This is a genomic window from Pseudomonas sp. SC3(2021) (genome assembly GCF_019856535.1).
Lineage (GTDB): Bacteria > Pseudomonadota > Gammaproteobacteria > Pseudomonadales > Pseudomonadaceae > Aquipseudomonas > Aquipseudomonas monsensis.
The window spans coordinates 3,381,955-3,407,383 of record NZ_CP082236.1 but is presented as its reverse complement, the minus strand read 5'-3'; the positions used below and the strand labels follow the sequence as shown (position 1 = coordinate 3,407,383).

18 protein-coding genes are annotated in these 25,429 nt (G+C 60.2%); 6 read left to right on the top strand and 12 right to left on the bottom strand.

Annotation, left to right across the window (positions count from 1 at the left end):
- Positions 1–113: 113 nt before the first annotated feature.
- Positions 114–938 carry a tRNA 2-thiocytidine(32) synthetase TtcA gene (ttcA, locus tag K5Y35_RS15170; protein ID WP_222832279.1) on the bottom strand — a complete coding sequence of 275 codons (825 nt, stop codon included), beginning with the start codon at positions 936–938 and terminating at the stop codon, positions 114–116.
- A gap of 464 nt (positions 939–1,402) precedes the next feature.
- Here ttcA and K5Y35_RS15165 point away from each other — a divergent pair, with 464 nt between their 5' ends.
- The gene (locus K5Y35_RS15165) at positions 1,403–2,005 is read left to right on the top strand and encodes a Yip1 family protein (protein ID WP_007917515.1); all 603 of its coding nucleotides are present in this window, start codon (positions 1,403–1,405) and stop codon (positions 2,003–2,005) included.
- Positions 2,006–2,153: 148 nt separating this feature from the next.
- On the top strand, positions 2,154–2,648 hold the full coding sequence (locus K5Y35_RS15160) for a SprT family zinc-dependent metalloprotease (protein WP_041067555.1): 495 nt from the start codon (positions 2,154–2,156) through the stop codon (positions 2,646–2,648).
- A 269-nt stretch (positions 2,649–2,917) separates the two neighbouring features.
- On the opposite strand, the gene K5Y35_RS15155 is transcribed toward K5Y35_RS15160, so the two are convergent.
- Complete coding sequence (locus tag K5Y35_RS15155; protein WP_222832278.1) at positions 2,918–4,099, bottom strand: CaiB/BaiF CoA transferase family protein; 1,182 nt, start codon at positions 4,097–4,099, stop codon at positions 2,918–2,920.
- Between the two features lie 188 nt (positions 4,100–4,287).
- Positions 4,288–5,622, bottom strand: coding sequence for a dicarboxylate/amino acid:cation symporter (locus K5Y35_RS15150; RefSeq protein WP_123466930.1), 1,335 nt, complete (start codon positions 5,620–5,622; stop codon positions 4,288–4,290).
- A gap of 350 nt (positions 5,623–5,972) precedes the next feature.
- On the opposite strand from K5Y35_RS15150, the gene K5Y35_RS15145 reads away from it, so the two are divergent.
- Entirely contained in the window at positions 5,973–6,971 is a 999-nt protein-coding gene (locus K5Y35_RS15145; RefSeq protein WP_123466933.1) for an AraC family transcriptional regulator, read from the top strand.
- Positions 6,972–7,115: 144 nt separating this feature from the next.
- Here the strand turns inward: K5Y35_RS15145 and K5Y35_RS15140 are convergent, their stop codons facing one another.
- Positions 7,116–8,462 (bottom strand): ATP-binding protein, encoded by a 1,347-nt coding sequence (locus tag K5Y35_RS15140; RefSeq protein ID WP_123466934.1) that lies wholly within the window; start codon positions 8,460–8,462, stop codon positions 7,116–7,118.
- Complete coding sequence (locus K5Y35_RS15135; protein ID WP_123466936.1) at positions 8,459–9,136, bottom strand: response regulator transcription factor; 678 nt, start codon at positions 9,134–9,136, stop codon at positions 8,459–8,461. The genes K5Y35_RS15140 and K5Y35_RS15135 overlap by 4 nt, the downstream gene beginning before the upstream one ends.
- Positions 9,137–9,356: 220 nt before the next feature.
- Here K5Y35_RS15135 and K5Y35_RS15130 point away from each other — a divergent pair, with 220 nt between their 5' ends.
- Together K5Y35_RS15130 and K5Y35_RS15125 are read left to right on the top strand one after the other, a co-directional pair.
- Positions 9,357–10,148 (top strand): dienelactone hydrolase family protein, encoded by a 792-nt coding sequence (locus tag K5Y35_RS15130; protein ID WP_222832277.1) that lies wholly within the window; start codon positions 9,357–9,359, stop codon positions 10,146–10,148.
- Positions 10,149–10,250: 102 nt separating this feature from the next.
- Positions 10,251–10,976 (top strand): 4'-phosphopantetheinyl transferase, encoded by a 726-nt coding sequence (locus K5Y35_RS15125; RefSeq protein ID WP_222834464.1) that lies wholly within the window; start codon positions 10,251–10,253, stop codon positions 10,974–10,976.
- Positions 10,977–11,097: 121 nt separating this feature from the next.
- Here the strand turns inward: K5Y35_RS15125 and K5Y35_RS15120 are convergent, their stop codons facing one another.
- Positions 11,098–12,708, bottom strand: a complete 1,611-nt coding sequence (locus K5Y35_RS15120) for an ATP-binding protein (protein ID WP_128614892.1) — start codon at positions 12,706–12,708, stop codon at positions 11,098–11,100.
- Positions 12,705–13,427, bottom strand: coding sequence for a response regulator (locus K5Y35_RS15115; protein ID WP_222832276.1), 723 nt, complete (start codon positions 13,425–13,427; stop codon positions 12,705–12,707). The genes K5Y35_RS15120 and K5Y35_RS15115 overlap by 4 nt, the downstream gene beginning before the upstream one ends.
- 877 nt (positions 13,428–14,304) lie before the next feature.
- Between K5Y35_RS15115 and K5Y35_RS15110 the strand changes: the two genes are divergently transcribed.
- On the top strand, positions 14,305–17,196 hold the full coding sequence (locus K5Y35_RS15110) for a ribonucleoside-diphosphate reductase subunit alpha (protein WP_123466946.1): 2,892 nt from the start codon (positions 14,305–14,307) through the stop codon (positions 17,194–17,196).
- 201 nt (positions 17,197–17,397) lie between these two features.
- Here the strand turns inward: K5Y35_RS15110 and K5Y35_RS15105 are convergent, their stop codons facing one another.
- From K5Y35_RS15105 to flgB, 5 genes are all read right to left on the bottom strand, one after another.
- Positions 17,398–21,921, bottom strand: a complete 4,524-nt coding sequence (locus K5Y35_RS15105; RefSeq protein ID WP_222832275.1) for a beta strand repeat-containing protein — start codon at positions 21,919–21,921, stop codon at positions 17,398–17,400.
- A 263-nt stretch (positions 21,922–22,184) separates the two neighbouring features.
- A complete protein-coding gene (gene flgE / locus K5Y35_RS15100; RefSeq protein WP_123466950.1) occupies positions 22,185–23,498 on the bottom strand; it encodes a flagellar hook protein FlgE in 1,314 nt (437 codons plus the stop codon).
- Positions 23,499–23,528: 30 nt separating this feature from the next.
- Positions 23,529–24,248, bottom strand: a complete 720-nt coding sequence (gene flgD / locus K5Y35_RS15095; RefSeq protein WP_222832274.1) for a flagellar hook assembly protein FlgD — start codon at positions 24,246–24,248, stop codon at positions 23,529–23,531.
- Between the two features lie 15 nt (positions 24,249–24,263).
- Positions 24,264–24,707 (bottom strand): flagellar basal body rod protein FlgC, encoded by a 444-nt coding sequence (gene flgC, locus K5Y35_RS15090; protein ID WP_003227217.1) that lies wholly within the window; start codon positions 24,705–24,707, stop codon positions 24,264–24,266.
- A gap of 3 nt (positions 24,708–24,710) precedes the next feature.
- Positions 24,711–25,121, bottom strand: coding sequence for a flagellar basal body rod protein FlgB (flgB, locus tag K5Y35_RS15085; protein ID WP_123466954.1), 411 nt, complete (start codon positions 25,119–25,121; stop codon positions 24,711–24,713).
- Positions 25,122–25,429 lie beyond the last annotated feature (308 nt).

Here is a 25,429-nt window from a genome sequence, read left to right as displayed (position 1 = left end):
ACACAAAACACTGTGGGAGCGAGCTTGCTCGCGAAAGCGGTATGCCATTCAACATTGATGTCGGCTGACACGACGCCTTCGCGAGCAAGCTCGCTCCCACATTTGAAGTATGTTTACAGGTTTACGACGTTAACGAAGCGCGAAGCCGCTGTTTCGTCGATCTTCAGGCTGGTGAAGTCGAACAGATTGCGGTCGGCCAGTTGCGACGGCACCACGTTCTGCAGACTGCGGAAGATGCTATCGGTTCGACCCGGGGTCTTGCGCTCCCAGTCCTGAAGCATTTCCTTGACCACCTGACGCTGCAGGTTTTCCTGCGAACCGCAGAGGTTGCACGGGATGATCGGGAAAGCCTTGAAGTCCGAGTAGGCCTGGATGTCCTTCTCGTTGCAGTAGGCCAGCGGGCGAATTACCACGTTACGGCCGTCATCGGCACGCAGTTTCGGCGGCATCGCCTTGAGGGTGCCGTTGAAGAACATGTTGAGGAAGAACGTCTCGACGATGTCATCGCGATGGTGACCGAGGGCCATTTTGGTCGCGCCGATTTCGTCGGCAAAGGTGTACAGCGTGCCGCGACGCAGGCGCGAGCACAGCGAGCAGGTGGTCTTGCCTTCCGGCACCAGCTCCTTGACCACCGAGTAGGTGTCTTTCTCGACGATGTGGTACTCGACGCCCAGCTCTTTCAGGTAGGCCGGCAGCACGTGCTCGGGGAAACCCGGCTGCTTCTGGTCCATGTTCACCGCGACGATCTCGAACTTGATCGGTGCAACCTTCTGCAGGTGCATCAACACGTCGAGCATGGTGTAGCTGTCCTTGCCTCCGGACAGGCAGACCATGACCTTGTCGCCGTCTTCGATCATGTTGAAATCGGCGACCGCTTCGCCGGCCAGGCGGCGCAGGCGCTTTTGCAGTTTGTTCTGGTTGACCGTAAGAGTGCCCATGACGCGAAATCCGTGAGGTGTGACGAAAGGCGGGCATTTTACGCAAAAACCCCGTGGGGGCGAAGGGCCGAGAGTCCGCCCCATTCTTCCGAGGTCTGCATTGCCCTCTGTGGCGAGGGGATTTATCCCCGATCGGCTGCGCAGCAGTCGTCAAACCATCCATCGCGAAGTATCGGGAAAATAGAGTTCTGAGGTTTTGGGGCTGCTTCGCACCCCATCGGGGATAAATCCCCTCACCACAAATGTATTTCAAAGATAAAAAAGAGCTGATGCCAAGACCCCAAGGCGATTAAGCCCCGTATTTACAGCGCGATTTGCTCTAAGCCCCTAGTCCCAGTACGGTTAAGACCTTTCTATACTGCGTCATAAGGTCGCACACATCTGAAGACCTGTATTTGCTCGGCCACCTTGGCCCGTAGGCGCTCCGCTGGGGGGCGATGGCAATAACAAGAGGAGTGACTGGCATGATCCATCACGTAGTGGGACTGTTTACCCACCCCGATCAGGAATGGAAGGAGATCCGTGGCGACCAAGAGGAAAGCATCAGCCACATGTACCTGACCCACACGCTGATTCTCGCGGCGATTCCGGCCGTTTCGGCGTTTATCGGCACCACCCAGGTTGGCTGGGTGATCGGCAACCGGGCGCCGGTGATGCTCACCGTGGAAAGCGCGATCTGGATGACCGTGATGTCATACCTGGCGATGCTCGGCGGGGTCGCGGTGATGGGCGCTTTCGTGCACTGGATGGCGCGCACCTATGACGCCAACCCGAGCCTGGCCCGTTGCGTCGCGTTCGCCACCTACACCGCAACGCCGCTGTTCGTCGGCGGCCTGGCGGCGCTGTATCCGCACATGTGGCTGGGGATGATCGTCGGCACGGCGGCCATTTGCTACACGGTCTACCTGCTGTACGTCGGGTTGCCGACGTTCATGAACATTCCCTCGGACGAAGGCTTTCTGTTTTCCAGCTCAGTGCTCGCGGTCGGTCTGGTGGTGCTGGTGGCCATCATGGCGTTCACCGTGATTGTCTGGGGCCTCGGCGTAGGGCCGGTGTATACCAACTGACATGATTCCCCCCCGAGAACGACAAGATCTGCCAATACAGGCCGCCGCAAGGCGGCCTTCTCGTTTGGCGGATGACCATTCGGCAGGTCGGCGATTCGCAAGTCCGGGAGGTTGCGGCATACTCGACGCCTCTGGAGATCCATCAAGCATGCCCGAGCAACTCAATACCCGCGTCGAAGACTGTTACCAACTCGCAGAAGCCTTTTTCAAACGTCATTTCCAACGCCCCGTCGTCAGCCTCAAGCTGCGCGGGCAAAAAGCCGGTGTCGCGCATCTGCACGAGAACCTGCTGCGCTTCAACCCGCAGCTGTACCGGGAAAACACCGAACACTTCCTCAAGCAGACTGTGGCCCACGAAGTCGCGCACCTGATCGCCCATCAACTGTTCGGCGACCGCATCCAGCCACACGGCGAAGAGTGGCAACTGATCATGCGCGGGGTCTATGAACTGCCGCCGGATCGCTGCCACACCTACGCCGTCAAACGCCGCAGCGTGACCCGCTACATCTACAAATGCCCGTGTGCCGACAGTGATTTTCCGTTTTCGGCACAGCGTCATAGCCTGGTGCGCCAGGGGCGACGGTATCTGTGCCGGCGCTGCCGCAACACCTTGGTATTCAGTGGCGAGATGCGGGTGGAATAGTCAGTTTTCAGCTGGACCGCAGGGCCTCATCGCTGGCAAGCCAGCTCCCACAGTTTTCGAGGCGCTCACAGGCTCTGTATACGACACAAAACCTGTGGGAGCTGACTTGCCAGCTCCCACAGTTTCCAGGTGCTCACAGGCTCTGTACACGACACATAACCTGTGGGTGCTGACTTGCCAGCTCCCACAGTTTCGAGGTGCTCACAGGCTCTGTATACGACACAAAACCTGTGGGAGCTGGCTTGCCAGCGATGAGGCCGGTACAGGCCCTAAAGAATGACTTTGGAAGCACGCAACTCGGCAATCCGCTGCGCACCAAACCCCAACTCGCCCAACACCTGCTCCGTATGCTGGCCCAACCCTGCCCCGACATGTCGCGGTGCCGGCAGCGCCTCGGAGAATTTCAGCGGACAGGCAATCTGCGCCTGCGTCGTACCATCCCCACGCGGCACCTGGGTCACCAGTTCCCGCGCCTGCAACTGGGGATGCAGCACCGCCTCGCTCAGATTCAGCACCGGCTCGACACAGGCATCGACCCCGGCGAACAATTCACACAGCTCGGCAAAGTCGTGTTTCTCGAATTCCACTTTCAGTGCGTCCTTCAATAACCGCTGCTGCTCGGGCTTGGGCGACAAGCCTTGCGCCGCCAACTCTGGCCGGCCCAACGCCGTACACAGTTGCTGCATGAAGGCCGGTTCCAGACTGCCCACCGACAACCAGCGCCCGTCACGCGAGCGGTAATAGTCATAGAAGCTGCCGCCATTGAGCATTTGGTCTTCCCAGTGCGGTTCCTCGTCACAGGCCAGGTAACCGGCACCGGCCATCGCGTGCAGACTGAACGCGCAATCGGTCATGCTCACGTCCAGATGGGTGCCCTGCCCGCTCTGTTGCCGGGCAATCACCGCCGCCAGCAGGCCGATCACGCCGTGCAGCGAACCACCGGCGATATCCGCCACCTGCATGCCCAGCGGCAACGGACCGCTGTCGGCGCGACCGGTATAACTGGCCAGCCCGGCCAGTGCGAGGTAGTTGATGTCATGCCCGGCGCGATCCTTGTACGGCCCGGTCTGGCCGTAACCGGTGATCGACACGTAAATCAGCTTCGGGTTGATCGCCTTCAACGCTTCATACCCCAGGCCCAGGCGCTCCATCACTCCGGGGCGGAACTGCTCGAGGACGATGTCGTAATCGGTCAGCAGTTGCTTGACCACTTCCAGCGCCTCGGGTTGTTTCAGATCCAGCGCCAGGCTGCGCTTGTTGCGATTGAGGTAGGCGTGACTGGCCGATACTCCGCCATCATGCGGCGGCAATACCCGCAACAGATCCATGCGCGTCGGCGATTCGATGCGCAGCACCTCGGCGCCCATGTCCGCCAGCAACAGCGAGGCGAACGGCCCGGGCAGCAAGGTCGAGAAATCCAGAATCTTCAGTGAGGCCAGCGGCGCAGACATGGGCGATCTCCTTGAGCGATGCACCCAGCCTAGGCAGCGATGCCGCGTCCGGCAATCACCGGATGCATCAGCGGCAGTGACCGTAATGCTCAAATCGCAGGCAATAAAAAACCTGCCGAAGCAGGTTTTTTATTGCCTGTGTGGTGAGGGAGCTTGCTCCCTCACCACAAGGTATTACCAAATTGCAGTTACTTCACGCTGCTCGGGGTTGGGCCTTCAGCCACACCCAGGTCATCTTCTTCACGTTCGTCCGAGATACCGCGACCGCCCGAGGCCAGCTCGGTTTGCAGTTGATCGGTATCCAGTTCCTTGACCCACTTGGCAACCACGATGGTCGCAACAGCGTTACCGACCAGGTTGGTCAGGGCACGGGCTTCGGACATGAAGCGGTCGATACCGAGGATCAGCGCCAGACCGGCCACCGGCAGGTGACCGACCGCCGACAGGGTAGCGGCCAGTACGATGAAGCCCGAACCGGTGACACCAGCCGCGCCTTTGGAGGACAACAGCAGTACCAGCAGCAGGGTGATCTGGTGGGTGATGTCCATGTGGGTGTCGGTCGCCTGAGCGATGAACACGGCCGCCATGGTCAGGTAGATCGACGTACCGTCGAGGTTGAACGAGTAACCGGTCGGGATCACCAGACCCACTACCGATTTCTTCGCGCCCAGACGCTCCATCTTGATCAGCATGCGTGGCAGTGCCGATTCCGACGAGGACGTACCCAGTACGATCAACAGTTCTTCACGGATGTAACGCACCAGTTTAAACACGCTGAAACCGTGAGCACGGCAGATCGCACCCAGCACCAACACCACGAACAGGATGCAGGTGATGTAGAAGCAGATCATCAACTGGCCCAGTTGCACCAGCGAGCCGACACCGTAGGCACCGATGGTGAAGGCCATGGCACCAAATGCACCCAGTGGCGCCAGTTTCATGATCATGTTGATGATGTTGAACATCACGTGGGCGAAGCGATCGATCATGTCCAGCAGCGGACGACCGTACGAACCCAGGCGATGCAGGGCGTAGCCGAAGATCACCGAGAACATCAGCACTTGCAGGATGTCACCGGTGGCGAACGCGCCGACGATGGTGTTCGGAATTACATTGAGGAGGAAACCGACAATGCTCTGGTCTTTACTGGCCGTCACATAAGTGGCGATTTTCGAGGCGTCCAGGGTGGTGACGTCGATGTGCATGCCGGCGCCCGGTTGCACAACGTTGACCACGATCAGACCGATCAGCAGGGCAATGGTGGAAACGATTTCGAAGTACAGCAGCGCGTAGCCGCCAGTCTTGCCCACGGATTTCATGTTCTGCATGCCGGCGATGCCGCTGACAACGGTACAGAAGATGATCGGGGCGATGACCATTTTGATCAGTTTGATGAACCCGTCACCCAGCGGCTTGAGGGCCACACCGGTCTGAGGGTAGAAGTGACCAAGCAGGATGCCGATGGCGATGGCAACGATCACCTGGAAATACAGGGATTTGTACAGTGGCTGACGAGTCGTCATTGCAGTTTTCCTCAAGCGTCCCGCGTAGCAACATCCATCTGTTGGCCGCGAAACCTTAATTGCGAACCCTCCTGCACTGGAGGGATTTGTTGTTGGAGCAGCGTTTTCCATCAGGTGAAACGCACGCTTCTGTGGCTTGTATCGCAAACGTCGTGCCACTTTGGTGCGATTGCCTACAAGCCTTTTGATGTCAGGGATTACACGTGCATGAATGTCACCATCCGGTGACTCATGTGTGGCGGATTTCCGCCAACCAGACGCTTCTGGTCCTACAATTTGGCGGAAATCCGCCTTGTAGGTGCATCCGGCCGCCGGCTACCATCCGGCGCCTGAGGAAGGATCTGCCGCCTATGCGCGAACGCACCATCGCCAGTCATTTCGCCCGTGCCGCCCTCGGTGGCGCACGTCGCCTGGGTTTCGATTATTCGAACCTGCTGTCGCAACTGGGCATCAGCCCGGAATTGCTAGATGAACCCCGCGCGCGCATAGCTCCGGAACAATTCACCCGGTTGATCCAGAACCTGTGGCTGGCCCTGGACGACGAATACCTCGGTTTCGGCCACGCACCCAGCAAACCCGGCAGTTTCGCCATGATGTGCCACGCCTCGATTCACTGCCGCAATCTGGAGAAGGCGCTGCAACGCGGTTTATTGTTTTACAGCCTATTCCCACAAGCCCCGCGCCTGAGCCTGCGCCGCGAAGACGAATGGGTGCGCCTGAGTCTCGATGATGCGCAGCTATGGGATCCGGATCACTTTCTCAGCGAAAGCCTGCTGGTGATCTGGCATCGCCTGGGCAGCTGGATGATCGGCCAGCGGATTCGCCTCGAACAGGCCACGTTCAGCTACCCGCGCCCCGCCCATGGTGCGGAATACGAGTTGCTGTTCCCCTGCCCCACGACCTTCGGCGCCGGGCAGAGCAGTCTGGTCTTTCACAGCCGCTACCTGCACATGCCGTTGTTGCAGGACGAACGCACCCTCAAGCATTTCCTCGAGCGCTCCCCCGCCGACCTGCTCTCGCGACCCGACGACGGCGACAGCCTCAGCAGCCGCCTGCGCCGCTTGCTCAGCCGCGACAGTGCGCGCTGGCCGGATCTGGAGGCGGTGGCCGCGCACCTGCACATCAGCCCGCAGACGTTGCGCCGGCATTTGCGTGAGGAAGGCACCAGTTTTCAGGCGCTGAAAGATCAGTTGCGGCGGGATATCGCCATTTACCATTTGGGCCGCGCGGATCTGTCGTTGCAACAGATCGCCGAGCAGCTCGGGTTTTCCGAGCCATCGGCGTTTCACCGGGCGTTCAAGAAGTGGACGGGGCTGACGCCGGGGGCTTATCGGGCGCAGGAGCAGTGATCTGCTCGCAGCCTGTGGCGCCTTGACTGGCCTGATCGCTGGCAAGCCAGCTCCCACAGTCTCCGGGTCGAACACAAAACCCTCGAACGACATCGAAACCTGTGGGAGCTGGCTTGCCAGCGATGGCGCCCGAAAGGCCGGCGACTAAACCGCCGGAAAATGAATCCTGAACGCCGCCCCGCCCATCGGCGAATCCCCCAGCATCAGTTTGGCGTTGTAACTCTCGATGATGTCCTTGACCACCGCCAGCCCGATGCCCTGCCCCGGATGCTGACGATCCAGGCGCTCGCCACGCTCGAGAATTCGCGCACGCTGATCAGGTGGCACGCCCGGGCCATCGTCCTCGACGCACAATTCGACCCCGGCCAGGGTCTCGCGCACGCTGATGCGCACTTCCCCCAGGCACAGACGATAGGCGTTCTCCAGCAGGTTACCCATCATCTCCAGCAGAGCGCCCTGCTCGATCGGCACATAACAATGCTCCGGCAGATCAAACGCCACGCGCACACGTTTGTCGCGATACACCTTGTCGAGGGTGTCGCACAGGCTTTTCAACACCGGCTGTAGCCGCACCTGATGGCGCACCAGACCGCTTTTGCGCAGGCTGGCGCGTTGCAGTTGATAGCTGATCTGCTGGCTCATGCGTTCGATCTGGCTTTGCAGGACCCAGGCCTGATCGAGGTCCTTGGGGCGCTGGGCCATGTCCTCACTGACCCCTTGCAGCACGGCCAACGGGGTTTTCAGGCTGTGCGCCAGATCATCGAGGGAGTCGCGATAGCGGCTGCGCTGTTGCCGCTCGCTGAGCAGCAAACGGTTGAGCGAGCCGGTCAGGCGCAACAGTTCGCGCGGGTGTTGTTCAGTCAGGCTTTCGCGAGTGCCGCCTTCGATTTCATCAAGCTCCTGGCTGAGCTGACGCAAGGCCTTGAGGCCCCAGGACAGGCCGATCCAGAGCAATACCAGCAATACCAGCAGCGCCGCGCCAAAACCCAGATAGAGATTCTCGCGCAGGCCTTCGAGGGTGGTTTCGTATTCGCGCACCGGTTGCAGGGCGACGATGCTGAACGCTGCGTTTTTGCCGCCAAGCAGTTTGACTTCAACGTCATAGACGAAGAACTCCTGACCGTTGGTCTCGCGAATCCGCGCGAACTCGTTGCCGAGTCCGTCGTAGCGCGGTTTGTAATTGATCTGCTCTTCCTGGGTGGCTCGCGAACGCCAGACCAGATGCCCTTCGCGGTCGTAGATGTAGCCGAGCAAGCGGAAGTCGGTGAGGTTGAAACGCTCGTCCGGCAACTGATCGGGCATCAGCAGCCGACCGTTCTCGACCCGCGCCGCGGAAATCAACGTGGTGACGTCCGAAGCCAGACGCTGCTCGATCGAATCCTGCAGCGCGAGACTGAACGCACCTTGCATCGCCGGAAGCAACGCCAGCATGAACAACACCGCCAACGTGGCGGCGGCGAGCATCAAGCGAACGCGAAGGGAACGAATCAAGTGCAGCGCTCATTGAACAGGTAGCCGAGACCCCGCACGGTGTCGATCGGTTTGAACCCGGCCGGGCCTTCGAGCTTGCGACGCAAACGGCCGACCAGCACTTCGATGACATTCGGATCGCGCTCGTCGTCATCCGGGTAAAGCTGCTCCATCAAGCGATCCTTGGGCACCACTTGCTGGTGGTGCCGCATCAGGTATTCAAGGATGCGGTATTCATAGGCCGTCAACGCCAGCGGCTCTTCATCCAGCGATGCCTGTTTGCGATTCAGGTCGAGCAACAACGGCCCGGCGACGATGGTCGATTGGGTGAACCCGCTGGAGCGGCGCAACAGGGCATTCAGCCGCGCATCGAGTTCTTCGAACTGGAACGGCTTGACCAGATAGTCGTCGGCGCCGGCGGCGAGGCCTTCGACCTTGTCCTGCCAGTTGCCGCGCGCGGTGAGGATCAGGATCGGGAAGGCCTTGCCGCCGGAGCGCAACTGGCGAATCAGGTCGAGACCGCCCATGCCCGGCAAGCCCAGATCGATCACCGCCAGATCGAAATTGAACTGTCCGGTCTGGTACAGCGCCTCTTCGGCATTGGCCACGGACTCGACCACGTGACCGCTCTCCGTGAGGCGGGTTTGCAGGTGATGACGCAACAGCGCTTCATCTTCGACGACCAACAATTTCATAACGCTCTCCCGGGTAAATCAAACGCTCCAACTTCAACAGCCTACCTGTGGGGGCGAACCTGCTCGCGAAGGCGACGGCACAGGCAACAACTTTCTCACTGCTGTTCGGTAGGGTGCAAGGTTAGCAAGCCGCCCCTGTACCTGCCCTGAACACTCTCTGAACCGGCGCCGAATCAAATCGACTAGGCTGTCCTGACCACTTTCGACAAGGAGACCGACCATGCGCCTGTTCCTCACACTCACCCTGCTCGCTGTCAGCAGCCTGGCCAACGCCGCGATCAAGACTCAGGAGATTCCCTACCAGAGCGCCGACGGCACACAACTGATCGGCTATTACGCCTATGACGACGCGATCAAGGGCAAGCGCCCGGGCGTGGTGGTGGTGCATGAATGGTGGGGCCTGAACGATTACGCCAAGCGCCGCGCCCGCGACCTCGCCGGGCTGGGTTACAGCGCACTGGCGATCGACATGTACGGCGAAGGCAAGAACACCGAGCACCCGAAGGATGCGATGGCGTTCATGCAGGCCGCGACCCAGGACGCGGCCGCTGCGAGCAAGCGTTTCGAGGCCGGGCTGGATCTGCTGAAAAAACAGCCGCAGACCGACGCCAATAAAATCGCCGCCATCGGCTATTGCTTCGGCGGTAGCGTGGTCCTGAACGCTGCGCGCCAGGGTGTGCCGCTGGCAGGTGTGGTGAGTTTCCATGGTGCACTGGCAACCACGACCCCGGCCACGCCCGGCAGTGTGAGGGCAAAGATTCTGGTCGAACATGGCGCGCTGGACAGCATGGTCAGCGCCGACAACGTCACCGCGTTCAAGGCGGAAATGGACAACGCCGGTGCCGACTACACGTTCGTCAGCCTCAACGGCGCCAAACATGGTTTCACCAATCCGGATGCCGACCGCTTGAGCCACGGCGAACACGGTGGCCCGGATATCGGCTACAACAAGGCTGCCGATGAAATATCCTGGGCGGACATGAAGGCGTTCTTCCAGAAAATCTTCAGTTGATCAAACGCTGCAGGATGACCTGTGGCGCGAGGGAGCATGCTCCCTCGCCAAAACAGCATGACCTACTACCCAGCATCGACATCAACCGGCAAAATGCCCGCCATGAATGCCAGCCCGATCCTTCCCGCCTGCTGCACCCCGCTCGACGCCCACTGGCCGTTGCCAAACGTCTTGCCCGACACCGTCCTGCTCAGCACCCATTTCGACCCGGCGCAACTGCTCGGGGATGATTTCCAGCGCAGCGCCGTCGTGCCGCCGCCGAGCATTCAGCGTTCGGTCGCCAAGCGTCAGGCCGAGTTTCTGGCCGGGCGTATCTGCGCCCGTGCGGCGCTGCAACAACTGCAAGGCGCAGGGGTTGTCCCGCCGATTGGCGAAGATCGCGCACCCGTGTGGCCGCCGCACATCTGCGGCTCGATCACCCACAGCACCGGGCGTGCGGCGGCGATAGTCGCCAACAAACAGCACTGGCGCGGCCTGGGCATGGACCTGGAAAACCTGCTCGACAGCGACCGCGCCGAACGCCTCGCCAGAGAAATCCTGACGCCGGCGGAATTGCAGCGCATGGCCGCCGGCTCGCCAGAGCAGTTGGGCCTGTGCGTGACGCTGACCTTTTCGGTAAAAGAAAGCCTGTTCAAGGCGCTGTATCCGATCGTGCAACAGCGTTTCTACTTCGAGCACGCCGAAGTGCTGGAGTGGACGGCGCAAGGTCACGTGCGGCTGCGGCTGCTGACCGATCTGTCCGCTGAATGGCGTCATGGCACTGAGCTGGAGGCGCAATTTGGGGTGCAGGAGGGGCAGTTGTTGAGTCTGGTGAGCATCCCTGCCTGAAATCTTTATCGCCGCTCAGGGCCCCATCGCGGGCCGGCCCGCTCCCCCAGGTTCCGGGCGTGCGCAAGCCCTGTGGAAGCTGCCTTGCCAGCGACGGGGCCAGCAAAACCATCACAAATACTCAACGTCGCTCCTGATTCCTCGGCCAGCTCAGGCTGAAACACGCCCCTCCCAGACTCTTGCTCTTGCCAATGATCGCCCGGCCGTCATGCCAATGGATGATCCGGCGCACGATCGACAACCCCAGACCGTGCCCGCCCGACGCTCGCGTCCGGCTGTCATCCAGGCGCAGGAACGGCGTGAAAATCCGCTCCCACGCCACCTCCGGCACACCTGGCCCGTCATCCTCGACATCGACCCGACAACGCAACTGCCCGACCTGATAACTCACCGTGACCTTCGACCGCGCATGGCGCATGGCGTTGCTCACCAGATTCTGCAGCGCCCGGTGCAGATAACGCGGCTCGGCCTCGACCCAGGCCCCGTCATTATCGGCAGCAGACAGACACAACCCCCGCTGCACCGTGACCTCGGCACGCAACGGCGCCAGTTCCTCGATGACTTGATTGACCAGCGCATCCAGATCAATGCGCTGGAACGTCAGCGCCGGCGAACCCTGTTCCAGGCGTGCGTAAGTGAGCATTTCATCGACCAGCTTATCGAGGTCCTCGATATCGTGGTCCATGCCTTCGCGGTACTTTTCCAGCGCCTGCGGCGTGGTCGCCGAGCCGATCATTTCCAGACCGAAGCGCAAGCGCGCCACCGGTGTGCGCAGTTCATGGGACACCGCCCGCACCAGTTCACGCTGGATGGCCAGCAACTGCTGCAAGTGCTCGGCCATTTTGTTGAAGGCTGACGCCAGCCGCCCAACCGAGTCGGCGCCGCGCGCCGGCACGCGGGTTTCCAGACTGCCCTTGGCGATCCGCGTGGCGGCGGCTTCGAGGCCACGCAAGCGGCGTTCGAGCTGACGCACCAACAGGTAAACGATCAGGCCGATCAGGCTCAGCCCGAGCGCCGCGATCAGCACCAGCCATTGCGGCGGATACGGATTCATCTGATACAACGGGCCGATTTCCAGTACCCACGGCGTGCCGACCATGCCGGCGAACACCCGGATCGAATCGCCGCCCTTGCCCAGCGCCATCACCGTATCGCCCTCGGCGACGCGGCGGCTCTGGTCTTCGTCCATGTCGGCGTCTTCCACGGTGACCAGGCGCAGATCAAAGCCGAAGCCTTTCTCTTCCTTTATCTGCGCAAGACGCCTGGGCTGTTCGCCAACCGGCACGCGCACCAGTTCATCGGCCAGCAGGTAAATCGTCGCCCGGGCCAGTTGTTCGCTGATCTGCTGCACTTCCCCCACCAGCACAAGCTGTTCTTTATCACTGACCAGCCGGAAGACCCTGGCCGCGTGTGGGCCGGTCTGTTCTACCAAGGCCTGGCCGCGCTGCACGCGGGTGCGTTGAGCCAGATCGAGGTCGGTCTCGGCAAACTTTTTCAGTGCCAGCGGAATGCCGAGCAATCGCTCCCACACCAGCAAGGCACGATGCCGCTCGGTTTCGTTCATCGGTTGCAGGTTGTCGGCCATCAACGAAAACGTGCCGTGGGCCAGACGCTCGCGGTACTGCTCGCTGCGCACCTGATTGAGCAGGTTCAGCGCCAGCACGCCGAGCACCGCCACCAGTATCAGCGCCGCGCACATGCCACCGTAGATGCGCAGGAAGATCGAGTTCACAGCGGCAGGTCTGCGCAGGCTTCAGGGACGAACAGGTAGCCTTTGCTGCGAATGGTCTTGATCAGCCGTGGATGGTCGGGGTCGTCGCCGATTTTCGGACGGATGCGCGAGATGCGCACGTCGATCGAGCGGTCCTGGCCGTCGTACCCGATGCCACGCAGGGCGGTGAAGATTTCTTCCCGTGACAGGATGCGCCCGGCGTTGGACACCAACAGCCAGAGCAGGTCGAATTCGGCGCTGGTCAACTCGATGCCGGTGTCGCTCAGCCAGGCTTCGCGCAAGGCGTTGTCGACCACCAGCGGGCCGAATTGCAGACGCCGGGATTTCTCGCTGGCCGGTTCCGGTGTGTCACTGCGGCGCAGCAACGCCTGAATCCGCGCCAGCAACAGGCGCGGGCGCACCGGTTTGCAGACGTAATCGTCGGCACCGAGGTCGAGGCCGTGGATCTGGTCGGCGTCGTCGGTACGTGCGGTGAGCATCAGGATCGGCCCGTCGTACTGACTGCGCACTCTGCGGCAGATGCTCAGGCCATCCTCGCCCGGCAACATCAGATCGAGGATGACCAGATCCGGCTGCTCCCTGATGATTCGCGCCGCCGCCAGTGCCCCGTTGCCTTCGATGTCTACACGCAATCCATTGGCTTGCAGGTAGTCACGCGTCAACTCGGCCAGACGCTGGTCATCCTCGACGATCAATACCTGAAAGGCTTGTTGCTCCACCGCTGACCTCTGCTTTCCATTGTTATTAATAAAGGAGGTACGCCTGACTCAACACAATACCCCGTGGCACCGGGCTTGCTCGCGAAGGCGACGGCGCGCTCGACATTGAGGCTCCATGACACAGCGCATTCGCGAGCAAGCCCGCTCCCGCAATCCTGCTCCAGTCACTGACTGACATCCTGTCCCCCGTCTTTTTGTCATCTTTTCGGAGGATAAGAATGCGTACTTGTGGGCCGATTGTATAAACGGCGTACAGCCAGAACACAAGTCGGTAAATGCGTTCGGACAAGGCGGTTTTTTGTGATAGGGTTCGCGCCCTTAAAAATCCGCTGAAGCGTTTTTCCCAAGGAAAAAACGGTGACAGACGGTCTAGCTCAGCAGGTTCGCGGCCTACACGGGAATTCCGTGTTTCTTACACAATTTACGCACAGGTTTATCCACAGCTAGTACGTTGCAAGCCCCCTCGAAACGCATTATCTTGTAGCACGGCGCAAGGATAGACCCTACATATAGGGTTTTCCGCTTAAACGCCCAACCACATTTCGGACCTGAAACTCAAGCGCTTTATTGCCAGTTTCCGGTTGAACCAAGCAAGTTTTTCAAAGCCCAAACCGCACTTGCGGATGGCATCGTTTTTCAGGTTGGAAACGACCGGAACGGTACGGGTGTTGCAGTCATGACTGTCACCCTGGAAGGAATCCGGCTCGAGCCTTGGCTCGCAGCCAAAAACTTCGGCAAGGATGCGGCGTCATTAGCCTTTTTCCTACTGGTCCGAAGTTGTTATGCCCGACGCCCGTCGGTTGTAGTGCTTCGGACCAGAACGGTGAGCACCATGATGGTGCCCAAACAAACATAGAGAATGTGGAGATCACCCCCCATGCAAACCGACACAACTCGCGAGAACCCGCAGGGCACCTTGCCGCAGGCCGCCGATTCGACTTCGGATCTGGCAGCCACCGCGCCTGGTCAACTGCGCGTGATCAAGCGTAATGGCACTGTCGTTCCTTACACCGATGACAAGATCACCGTCGCTATCACCAAAGCGTTTCTCGCAGTTGAGGGCGGCACCGCTGCTGCTTCGTCGCGAATCCACGACACCGTTGCCCGCCTGACCGAACAGGTCACCGCGACCTTCAAGCGTCGCATGCCATCGGGCGGCACCATCCACATCGAAGAAATCCAGGACCAGGTCGAACTGGCCCTGATGCGTGCCGGCGAGCAGAAAGTCGCTCGTGACTACGTGATCTACCGTGATGCCCGCTCCAAGGAGCGCGCCGTTCGCACCACCGAAGAGCCGGTACAGGCCCACCCGTCGATCCGCATCACCCGCGCCGACGGTAGCCTTGCGCCTCTGGACATGGGTCGTCTGAACACCATCGTCACCGAGGCCTGCGAAGGTCTGGAAGAAGTCGATGGCGATCTGATCCAGCGCGAAACCCTGAAGAACCTGTACGACGGCGTGGCCCTGAACGACGTCAACACCGCCCTGGTGATGACCGCGCGTACGCTGGTTGAACGCGAGCCGAACTACTCGTTCGTGACCGCCCGCCTGCTGATGGACACCCTGCGTGCCGAAGGCCTGGGCTTCCTCGGTGTCGCCGAAAGCGCCACTCACCACGAAATGGCCGACCTGTACGCCAAGGCACTGCCGGCCTACGTCGCCAAAGGTATCGAGTTCGAACTGCTGAACCCTGTGCTGGCCACCTTCGACCTGGAAAAACTGGGCAAGGCGATCAACCACGAGCGCGATCAGCAATTCACCTACCTGGGCCTGCAGACCCTGTACGACCGTTACTTCATCCACAAGGATGGCGTGCGTTTCGAACTGCCGCAGATCTTCTTCATGCGTGTGGCCATGGGCCTGGCGATCGAAGAAAAGCAGAAAGAAGACCGTGCGATCGAGTTCTACAACCTGCTGTCGTCCTTCGACTACATGGCTTCGACCCCGACCCTGTTCAACGCCGGCACCCTGCGTCCACAGCTGTCGAGCTGCTACCTGACCACCGTTCCGGACGACCTGTCGGGCATCTACCACGCGATCCACGACAACGCCATGTTGTCGAAATTCGCGGGTGGCCTGGGCAACGACTGGACGCCGGTGCGTGCACTGGGCTCTTACATCAAGGGCACCAACGGCAAGTCGCAAGGCGTGGTTCCGTTCCTGAAAGTGGTGAACGACACCGCCGTAGCCGTTAACCAGGGTGGCAAGCGCAAAGGCGCTGTCTGTGCCTACCTGGAAACCTGGCACATGGACATCGAAGAGTTCATCGAGCTGCGTAAAAACACCGGTGATGATCGTCGTCGTACCCACGACATGAACACCGCCAACTGGATCCCTGACCTGTTCATGAAGCGCGTCTTCGATGACGGCAAGTGGACCCTGTTCTCGCCATCGGAAGTACCGGACCTGCACGACCTGACCGGTAAAGCCTTCGAAGAGCGCTACGAGTACTACGAAGCGCTGACCGAGTACCCGGGCAAGGTCAAGCTGTTCAAGACCATCCAGGCCAAAGACCTGTGGCGCAAAATGCTGTCCATGCTGTTCGAAACCGGCCACCCATGGCTGACTTTCAAAGACCCGTGCAACCTGCGCAGCCCGCAGCAGCACGTTGGCGTGGTTCACAGCTCGAACCTGTGCACCGAGATCACCTTGAACACCAACAAGGACGAGATCGCCGTTTGCAACCTGGGCTCGATCAACCTGCCGAACCACATCGTGGATGGCAAGCTGGACACCGCCAAGCTGCAACGCACCGTGAACACGGCCGTGCGCATGCTCGACAACGTGATCGACATCAACTACTACTCGGTGCCGCAAGCGAAGAACTCCAACTTCAAGCACCGTCCGGTCGGTCTGGGCATCATGGGCTTCCAGGACGCCTTGTACCTGCAGCACATCCCTTACGGTTCCGACGCTGCCGTCGAGTTCGCCGACAAGTCGATGGAAGCGGTCAGCTATTACGCGATCCAGGCGTCCTGCGACCTGGCTGACGAGCGTGGCTCGTACGAGACCTTCAACGGTTCGCTGTGGTCCAAAGGCATCCTGCCGCTGGATTCGCAACAGATCCTGATCGAAGCGCGTGGCCAGAAGTACATCGACGTTGACCTGAACGAAACCCTGGACTGGGCACCGGTTCGCGCCCGTGTACAGAAAGGCATTCGCAACTCCAACATCATGGCCATCGCACCGACCGCGACCATCGCCAACATCACTGGCGTTTCGCAGTCGATCGAACCGACCTACCAGAACCTGTATGTGAAATCGAACCTGTCGGGCGAATTCACCGTGATCAACCCGTACCTGGTTCGCGACCTCAAGGCTCGCGGTCTGTGGGACTCGGTCATGATCAACGACCTGAAGTACTACGACGGTTCGGTTCAGCAGATCGAGCGCATCCCGCAAGAACTCAAAGAGCTCTACGCGACCGCGTTCGAAGTGGACACCAAGTGGATCGTTGACGCCGCCAGCCGTCGTCAGAAGTGGATCGACCAGGCCCAGTCGCTGAACCTGTACATCGCCGGCGCCTCGGGCAAGAAGCTCGACGTGACCTACCGCATGGCCTGGTACCGTGGTCTGAAAACCACCTACTACCTCCGTGCCCTGGCCGCGACCAGCACCGAGAAGTCGACCATCAACACCGGCAAGCTGAACGCTGTTTCCAGCGGCGGCAACCACGGCGACGACTCCGTACTGGCTGCTCCGGCCGGTCCGGCACCTGTGCCAAAGGCTTGCGCGATCGACGAGCCGGACTGCGAAGCTTGCCAATAAGCTGAGCCGATCAGGCGTTGCGAGACGCCTGATGCTCTCCGGATAAAAGAAACCCCCGACAGACTTCTGGTTTGTCGGGGGTTTTCTTTTGCACCTGCGCCAGCTCCCACGGAGACTGGCAGACCGGAAAAAGTCGGGGGCAAAAAAAACGGCGAAACCTGAAGTTCAGGTTTCGCCGCCAGTTGTTTCTACAGTGCTGCGTCAGACCATAAACGACTCAGCCATTGCCTGCCCTACCACCGGAATGGTGAAGGTATCGCCATTGCTGGTGACAAAGGTATCAATGGTGTTGGAACCGGCATACCAGTCTGCGAGGATCACCGCATTATTCTGCTTGCCGGCGTTCCACTCCACCGCGTTGAAGATGTAGGCATTGGTGCCATCGGTCTTGATGATCACATCGGCGTACGACTTGATGTTCTGCAACTCGACCTTGTCATTGCCATAGAGCCCGTCATCCTTGATCAGCACCGTGGTCGACGAATTCACTTTGTAAGTGTCGCCACCCTCACCGCCGTAGGCATAACCGCCGGCAGACAGGATCAAGGTGTCAGCACCGGCACCACCAAACAGCTGATACTCCGGGCCGACGCCCTCCAGGATATCGTTGCCCTCGTCACCGTAGGCGGTGCCTGCATAGACGGTGACCTGGTCGTTACCGGCATCACCGTGCAAGACACTGCCAATATCGTTGTTCGCGCTGAATAGGGTGTCGTTACCGTTACCCCCGAACAATTGATCGGCCTCGGCAGCGCCGCTGCGATCAGGACCGTTGATGGAGTAAGGCTCATACTTGCCACCGTAAATCGCGTCGTCGCCATCGCCGCCATAGACCAAGTCGTTGCCTTCACCCCCATAGATCTGGTTCCAGGTGGCGTTGCCTGTCAGGGTGTCGTTGAACGCGGAGCCATGCAGCCCTTCGATATTGACCAGGACATCACCGGTGGCATCACCGCCGGTGGCAGTGTTGGCCAGCAGATCGACCTGTACCGCCGCCGAACTGCCCGTGTACCAGGCGGCATCGGAGGTGCCGGCACCGCCGTCGATGAAGTCGGCACCCTTGCCACCGATAAACGTCTCGGAACCGGCGCCGCCGATCAACGTATCGTTGAAAGCCGTGCCTTCCCAGTTTTCGATATTGGTGTAGGTGTCGCCAGCCGCCGCGCCGGTCAGTGGCTTGGTGAGATCCAGCGTGATAGCTGAACCTTCCAAGGCGAAGCTCACGGTGTCGCGAGCGTTGCCGCCATCAAAGTTGTTGACCTGTTCGTTACCGTAGAACGTGTCATCACGTGACGAACCGAGGAACCTCTCGATGTTCTGGAAGCTGTCGCCCTTGGCAATCCCGGTGTGCTCACCGGTCTTGAGGTTGATCGTCACACCGCCTGCGCCGGCGTCGTCATAGCTGACCGTATCGAAGCCATCGCCACCGATGAAGGTATCGGCACCCTCGCCCCCCGACAAAATGTCGTTACCCGCCCCGCCCGTGATCACGTTATCCAGCGCATTCCCCCGAGAGATGAACGCGCCGGTTCCGGTGTAGGTCAATCGCTCGATACCGGCATTGAGGATGTAGTACGACTGATTGGTGCGCACTTCATCATTGCCGCCATCGGCCAGTTCGACGATCGCACCGTAGGCCGCATTATTGAGAATGTAGACATCATCGCCACTGCCGCCCTGCACGGTAAAACCGGTCGAGTTGGTAGTGGCGGTGAAAACATCGTTGTAGGCCGAGCCGATGATTTTCTCGATGCCGACAAAGCTGTCACCCTCGGCGTCACCGCCCGTCCCCACGCCCGATCCTGCGCCGGCCGCACCCAGTGTCAGGTTTACGCCCTGGCCGGATTGCGAGTAATCCAGCACGTCTACGGCGTTGCCGGTACCTGCGTCAATCCTGTCTGCGCCGGCGCCGGCGATGAACGTGTCACCGTACTGCGTGCCGCGAATCATTTCGATACCGACGTAAGTGTCGCCGGCGGCGATGCCGGTGTGCACACCGGTCTTGAAGTTGAAGGTGATCGCCGCGTTGCTGTCGTCATAGCCGACGGTGTCGGTGCCAGCCCCTCCGATAAACGTGTCGGCGCCACCGCCACCGTACAAATTGTCGTTGCCCGCGCCGCCGGTGATGATGTTGTTACCGGCGTTGCCGGCACCGGTAAAGTTACCGGTGCCGGTGTAGGTCAGGCGCTCGACTTCGGCGCTCAACGTCATGCTCGACAGCGAAGTACGCACCTCATCGTTACCACCCCCGGCCACCTCGACAATGACCGGCGAAGCGTTGCCGTTGATGATGTAGACGTCATTACCCGCCCCGCCCTGCAAGGTGAAGCCGCCGGTGCTCGAGCTGAATACGTCGTCGTAGGCCGAACCGATGATCTTCTCGATGCCGGAGAACGAATCCCCTTCGGCATCGCCGCCGGTGCCGGTGCCAGCACCGGATGCCAGGGTCAGATTGATCCCGGCAGCCGATTGCGAGTAGTCCACCACGTCGACGTTATCGGTCGTGACAGCGCCGCCTTCAAACTTGTCGGCAGCGCTGCCGGCAATAAATGTGTCGCTGAATTTGGAGCCGCGAATCACTTCAATGCCGTTGAAGGTATCGCCAGTGGCGATGCCGGTGTGAGCACCGGTTTTAAGGTTGATCGTCACGCCCACAGAAGAATCGTCATAGCTGACGGTATCGTTGCCGGCGCCACCGATGAATGCGTCTGCACCCGCGCCCCCCATCAATACGTCGTTGCCGACGCCACCGGTGATGATGTTGTTACCGGCATTGCCGGTACCGGTGAAGTTGCCGGCACCGGTGTAGGTCAGGCGCTCGACTTCGGCGCTCAACGTCATGTTCGTCAGCGAAGTACGCACCTCATCGTCACCCCCTCCGGCGAGCTCGACGATCGTTTGATAGGCAGGACCGTTGATCACGTACAGGTCGTTACCCGCCCCACCCTGCAACGTGAAGGTCCCGGCACCGGTGGTGAACACATCGTCCTGTGCCGATCCGACGACTTTCTCGATATTGGTGAAGGTATCGCCCTGGGCATCGCCGCCCTGCCCGCTGCCTGTGCCGAGCGTGGTCAGGGTGATGTTGACGGCTTGTGTCGAGGTCGAATAATCGACCGTGTCGACACCCCCGGCAATGCCGCCATCAAAGATGTTGGCTTCGACGCCGCTGACGAAGGTGTCGGCGTTTTTGCTGCCCACAATGATCTCGATGCCCGAGAACGTATCGCCCGCAGCGAAACCGGTGTTAACGCCGGTTTTCAGATTGACGGTCACGCCAGTGGCGAGGCTGTCCTCGTAGCTGGCCGTGTCGATGCCGGCGCCACCGATCAGTTGGTCGGCCCCCGCCCCGCCGATCAGCAGGTCGTTGCCTGCACCGCCGGTAATGATGTTGTCGCCGGCGCTGCCGCGACCGGTGAAGTTACCGGTACCGGTGTAGGTCAGGCGCTCGACTTCGTTGCCCATGGTCAGGCTGGTCAGGTTGGTGCGAATCTCGTCGTCACCGCCTCCCGCCAGTTCGATAACCCCGCCCGTACCCGGACCATTGATGATGTAGACGTCGTTACCGGCCCCGCCGTAAAAGGTGGTGCTGCCGGCGGTCACGGTGAACACGTCAGCCTGGGCCGAGCCGTAGAAAGCTTCTATGTTGCTGAAGGCATCCCCTTGCGCATCGCCACCGCTGCCGGTGCCGGCTGAGTTCGCCACCGTCAGATTGACGCCCTGTTCCGAGCCGGCAAAGCTCAATGTGTCGAAACCATTGCCGCCCTCAAAGGTGGTTGCCGCAGCATCGCTGACAAAATTGTCGGCGTAGCTGGAACCGCGAATCACCTCGATGCTGCTGAACGTGTCGCCTGTGGCAATGCCGGTATGCACCCCGGTCTTGAGGTTGACCGTCACACCGACGCCCGAAACGATATCTTCATAACTGGCCGTGTCGATGCCCGCGCCGCCAATCAACTGGTCGGCCCCGGCGCCCCCGATGAGCACGTCGTTGCCCGCGCCGCCGGTAATGATGTTGTCCCCGGCATTGCCACGCCCGGTGAAGTTACCGGTACCGGTAAAGGTCAGGCGCTCGATCTCGCCGCTCATCCCCATGCCGGCCTGGTTGGTACGAATCTCGTCGTCACCGCCTCCAGCCAGTTCACCAATAGCCATGGAATCTTTGCCATTGAGGATATACACATCGTTACCGGCGCCGCCGTAGAGCGTCACGCTGCCGGAGTTCACGGTAAACACATCGGCATTGGCAGAGCCGGTGATGACCTCGATGTTGCTGAACAGGTCGCCCTGGGCGTCCCCTCCCAGACCGCTTCCGGTGGTGCCATTGACGGTAATGTTCACGGCCTGCTCGGACGTGGCGTAGCTCAGAGTGTCATAACCACCGGCACCGTCGAAGGTATTGGCCTCGGCATTACCGACGAAGTTATCGCTGTACACCGTGCCCCGGAAGGCTTCGATCCCGACGAACGTATCGCCCTTGGCCAGACCGGTGTTGACGCCAGTCTTCAGGTTGACGGTGACGCCCACCCCCGAATTGTCATCCTCATAACTGGCCGTATCGATGCCGGCACCGCCAATCAGTTGGTCGGCACCCGCGCCGCCGATCAGCACGTCATTGCCATCGCCACCATTGATGATGTCGTCACCGGCAAGCCCGCGTATCTGATCGTCTCCTGCAGTACCCATCAAAGTATCTGCACCATCAGAACCATAAATTACAGCCATTACATCTTCCTTGTGTGGGTTGGAAACTACGGTGAAACCTTGTGCGAAAGCTTCCTGAATTCCTTGTTGCCGAACGATGTCCTGGCTCAATGAAGCAAATCATCTGAAGTTTTGACGCGTAACTTTCTTTGGGCGTGCGGAGTGCAAGTTTCAAACCAACAACCCGACGAACGGTGGGTTATTGAAATTTTGAATTTCCCCAGGGTAAAAAAAAACCGACGCCCAAGGCGTCGGTTTTCAGTGGCAGAGCGCTTTCGACACAATCAGGTCATCTGAATGATGGTCTGCATGATGGTGCTCTGGGTCGAAATGGTCTTGGCGTTCGCCTGATAGTTGCTCTGGGCCTTGATCAGGTCCACCAGCTCATTGGTCAGGTTCACGTTCGACTCTTCCAGCGAGTTCGACACGATCGACCCCAGGGTGCCGGTCTTCGGCGCATCAACACCCGCCACACCCGAGGCAAAGGTTTCCTTCCAGCGAGTACCGCCAATCGGCTGCAGGCCTTGCTCGTTGGCAAAGCTCGCCACGGCTACCTGACCGATCGCCTTGGTCTGCTGGTTGCTGAAGTTGGCGGTCATCACACCGGTCGAGTCGATGGTCAGGCTGGAAATCTGGCCAGTCGCATAACCGTCCTGGTACTGCGCCGTACGCGCGGTCGGCGAGTTGAAGGAGGTGGTCAACGACATGTTGAACGCGATACCGGCCGGGTTAGCCTTGGAACCGTTAGGCCCCCAGGTCACAGGCGTGGTCGCCGGGTTGGTCACGACACCCGGTATCCAACCAGTCATGGTCAGGGTGTTGCCGGCCTGGGTCCAGCCAGTACCCGCCGTCACGGTATTGATGGTGCCGTCAGAGTTGAAGGTGATGTTGTGGGTCAGCGGCGTCAGGGTGTTGTTGGTCGGGTCCGATGGCGTACGACCATCCATGTAGGTGTAAACGCTCCAGGCATTGGTACCCGTTTTCACGTAGTACTGATCCATGCGGTGCTCGTTACCCTGAGTGTCAAAGACCGGCGTGGAAATCAGCTTGTTATAGCTGTTCAGATCGGTGGGACTGAACGGCGCCACGGTAGGTTTGACGTCCTCCGAGTTCAGGTTCATGGTCTGGTCGATCTTGGTGGTCGCGTTCGGCTTGAGGGACGAGGTGTCGATCTTCAGGTCGGTCAGCACACCGGTCATGATCTTGCCGTTGGCATCGACGCCATAACCCTGCAGACGGTTGCCGTTGTTGTCGACCACGTAGTTTTCAGCATCGGTCTTGAACGCACCGGCACGGGTGTAGCTCAGGGAACCGTTGTCGCTGAGGATGAAGAAACCGTTGCCCTGGATGCCCATGTCCAGCACGTTGCCGGTGTTGTTCACGTCACCCTGGCCAAACTGCTGGGAAACGTTGGCCAGACGCACGCCGTTACCGACGGTCTTGCTGCCGGTGCCCAGGCGGGTGGCCGAGTACACGTCTTCGAATTCTGCACGGGACGCCTTGAAACCGGTGGTGGCCACGTTGGCGATGTTGTTGCCGGTGACGTCCAGTTGCTTGTTGGCAGCATAGAGACCGCTAAGGCCGATATTGAAAGACATATTCCACTCCTTTGTGCCGGTTAGTCGGCTCTATATACCAATGGTTTGTACTTTGGACAGCGCGACGCTGCCCAGGCCCGCCAGGTTCAGCATCAACTCACCGCCGGTCTGGCTGATGGTCACGCTGTTGACGGTGGCCGGCAGATACGTGATCAGCGAGGTGGCCTTGCCGTCGTAAGTGGCGCTGGCAGTGAACGTGTAAGTGCCCGCGGCCGCGACCGCACCGGACGCGTCCTTGCCGTCCCAGATGAAACTGGCGTTGCCGGCCTTCTGGGTGCCCATGTCGATGGTGCGCACGACTTTGCCGTCGGTATCCTTGATGGTGACCGAGACAGCGCCGGACGCCGGGACCACCACAGAGCCATTGAAGCTCTTGCTGGTGTCGACCACGGCCTTGTCGGTCTGAGCGATGACCGAGCGACCGACCAGCGACGACGCCTGCAGGGCCTGCGAGGAGTTGTAGTTGCCGGCGATGCCACTGACGGTGGTGTTCAGCGTGGTGATGCCTTCCAGGCTGCTGAACTGCGCCAGTTGCGCGACGAACTCGCTGTTGTCCTGCGGATCGAGCGGGTTCTGGTTTTTCAGCTGGGTGACCAGCAGTTGCAGAAACGCATCTTTGCCCAGGGCCTGCTTGCCGGTGGCGCTATTGGTGGCTGCAGCCAGGCCGTCGGTGGTCGTCCCGGTCTTGACCGAAGAATTGGACAGGACGTCCTTGATATTCACGCCGCTGGTGGAATCGGAAACACTCATGGCAGTCGCCCCTTATTACTGACCGAGGGTCAGTACCTTCTGCATCATGGTTTTGGCGGTGTTCATCATTTCGGCGTTGGTCTGGAACGAACGGCTCGCGGAAATCATGTCGGCCATTTCTTCCACCACGTTGACGTTCGGGTAGTAGACGTAGCCCTTGGCGTCGGCGGCCGGATGGTTCGGCTCGTAACGCGCTTCGAGGTTGCTCTGGTCTTCGACCACACCAAGCACCTGCACGCCTTGACCGGCAGCGTCCTGACTCTGGAACAGCGAGTTGCTGCCGCTGTTCTGGCCGCCCTGGAACATGGTGGCGAACACCGGGTGACGGGCGCGGTAGGTCTGGTCGATGCTCGACGAAACGGTTTCGGCGTTGGCGATGTTCGAGGCCACGGTGTTCAGACGCGTGGTTTGTGCGCTCATGCCGCTGCCGGCAATGTTGAAAACGCTGGACAGGGACATGGATTACTCTCCGCGCAGGGCTGACACCAGCCCTTTGAATTTGCTGTTGAGCAGGGTGAAGCTGGCCTGGAAGCCGACCGCGTTTTCCGCGTAGTTCGACTGCTCCAGTTGAGCGTCCACGGTGTTCTGGTCGATCGAAGGCTGCATCGGCGTGCGATACATCAGCGATTCGTCGCCATTGCCCAGACCTTCGGCCTCGATGTGACGGCTGTTGGTCATGTTCAGGGCAAACGTGCCACCGCTTTTGGTTTTCTCGGTCTGTGCTTCGAGCACTTTGGAGAAGTCCAGATCCCGCGCCTTGTAGTTCGGGGTGTCGGCGTTGGCGATGTTGTTGGCCAACACTTCGGCACGCTGGGCGCGGAAGCCCAATGCTTGTTCGTGAATGCCGAGCGCTTTGTCGAAGCTGATGCTCATGTCGGGAACCTTCAGGTGACCGGTTTTTCGTACCTGAGCTTTAGCAAGGGCCGTGCCAAACAGAAGAACCCCCGTAAACCGGGGCCTGGCGGGGGATCGGCAATGCGGCAATGCCAGAAAAGCGGCAACCGGTTTCCGCCGGATGCCGCTTTTCTGCCGCTTGCCCCCCTCTCTCACCCACCAATGTCCTCTGTAGGAGTGAGCCTGCTCGCGATAGCGGTGTGTCAGGCGCCGATGATGTTGGATGTGCTACCGCTATCGCGAGCAGGCTCACTTCTACAGGGGGGTTGTGGTGAATTGAGACTGAA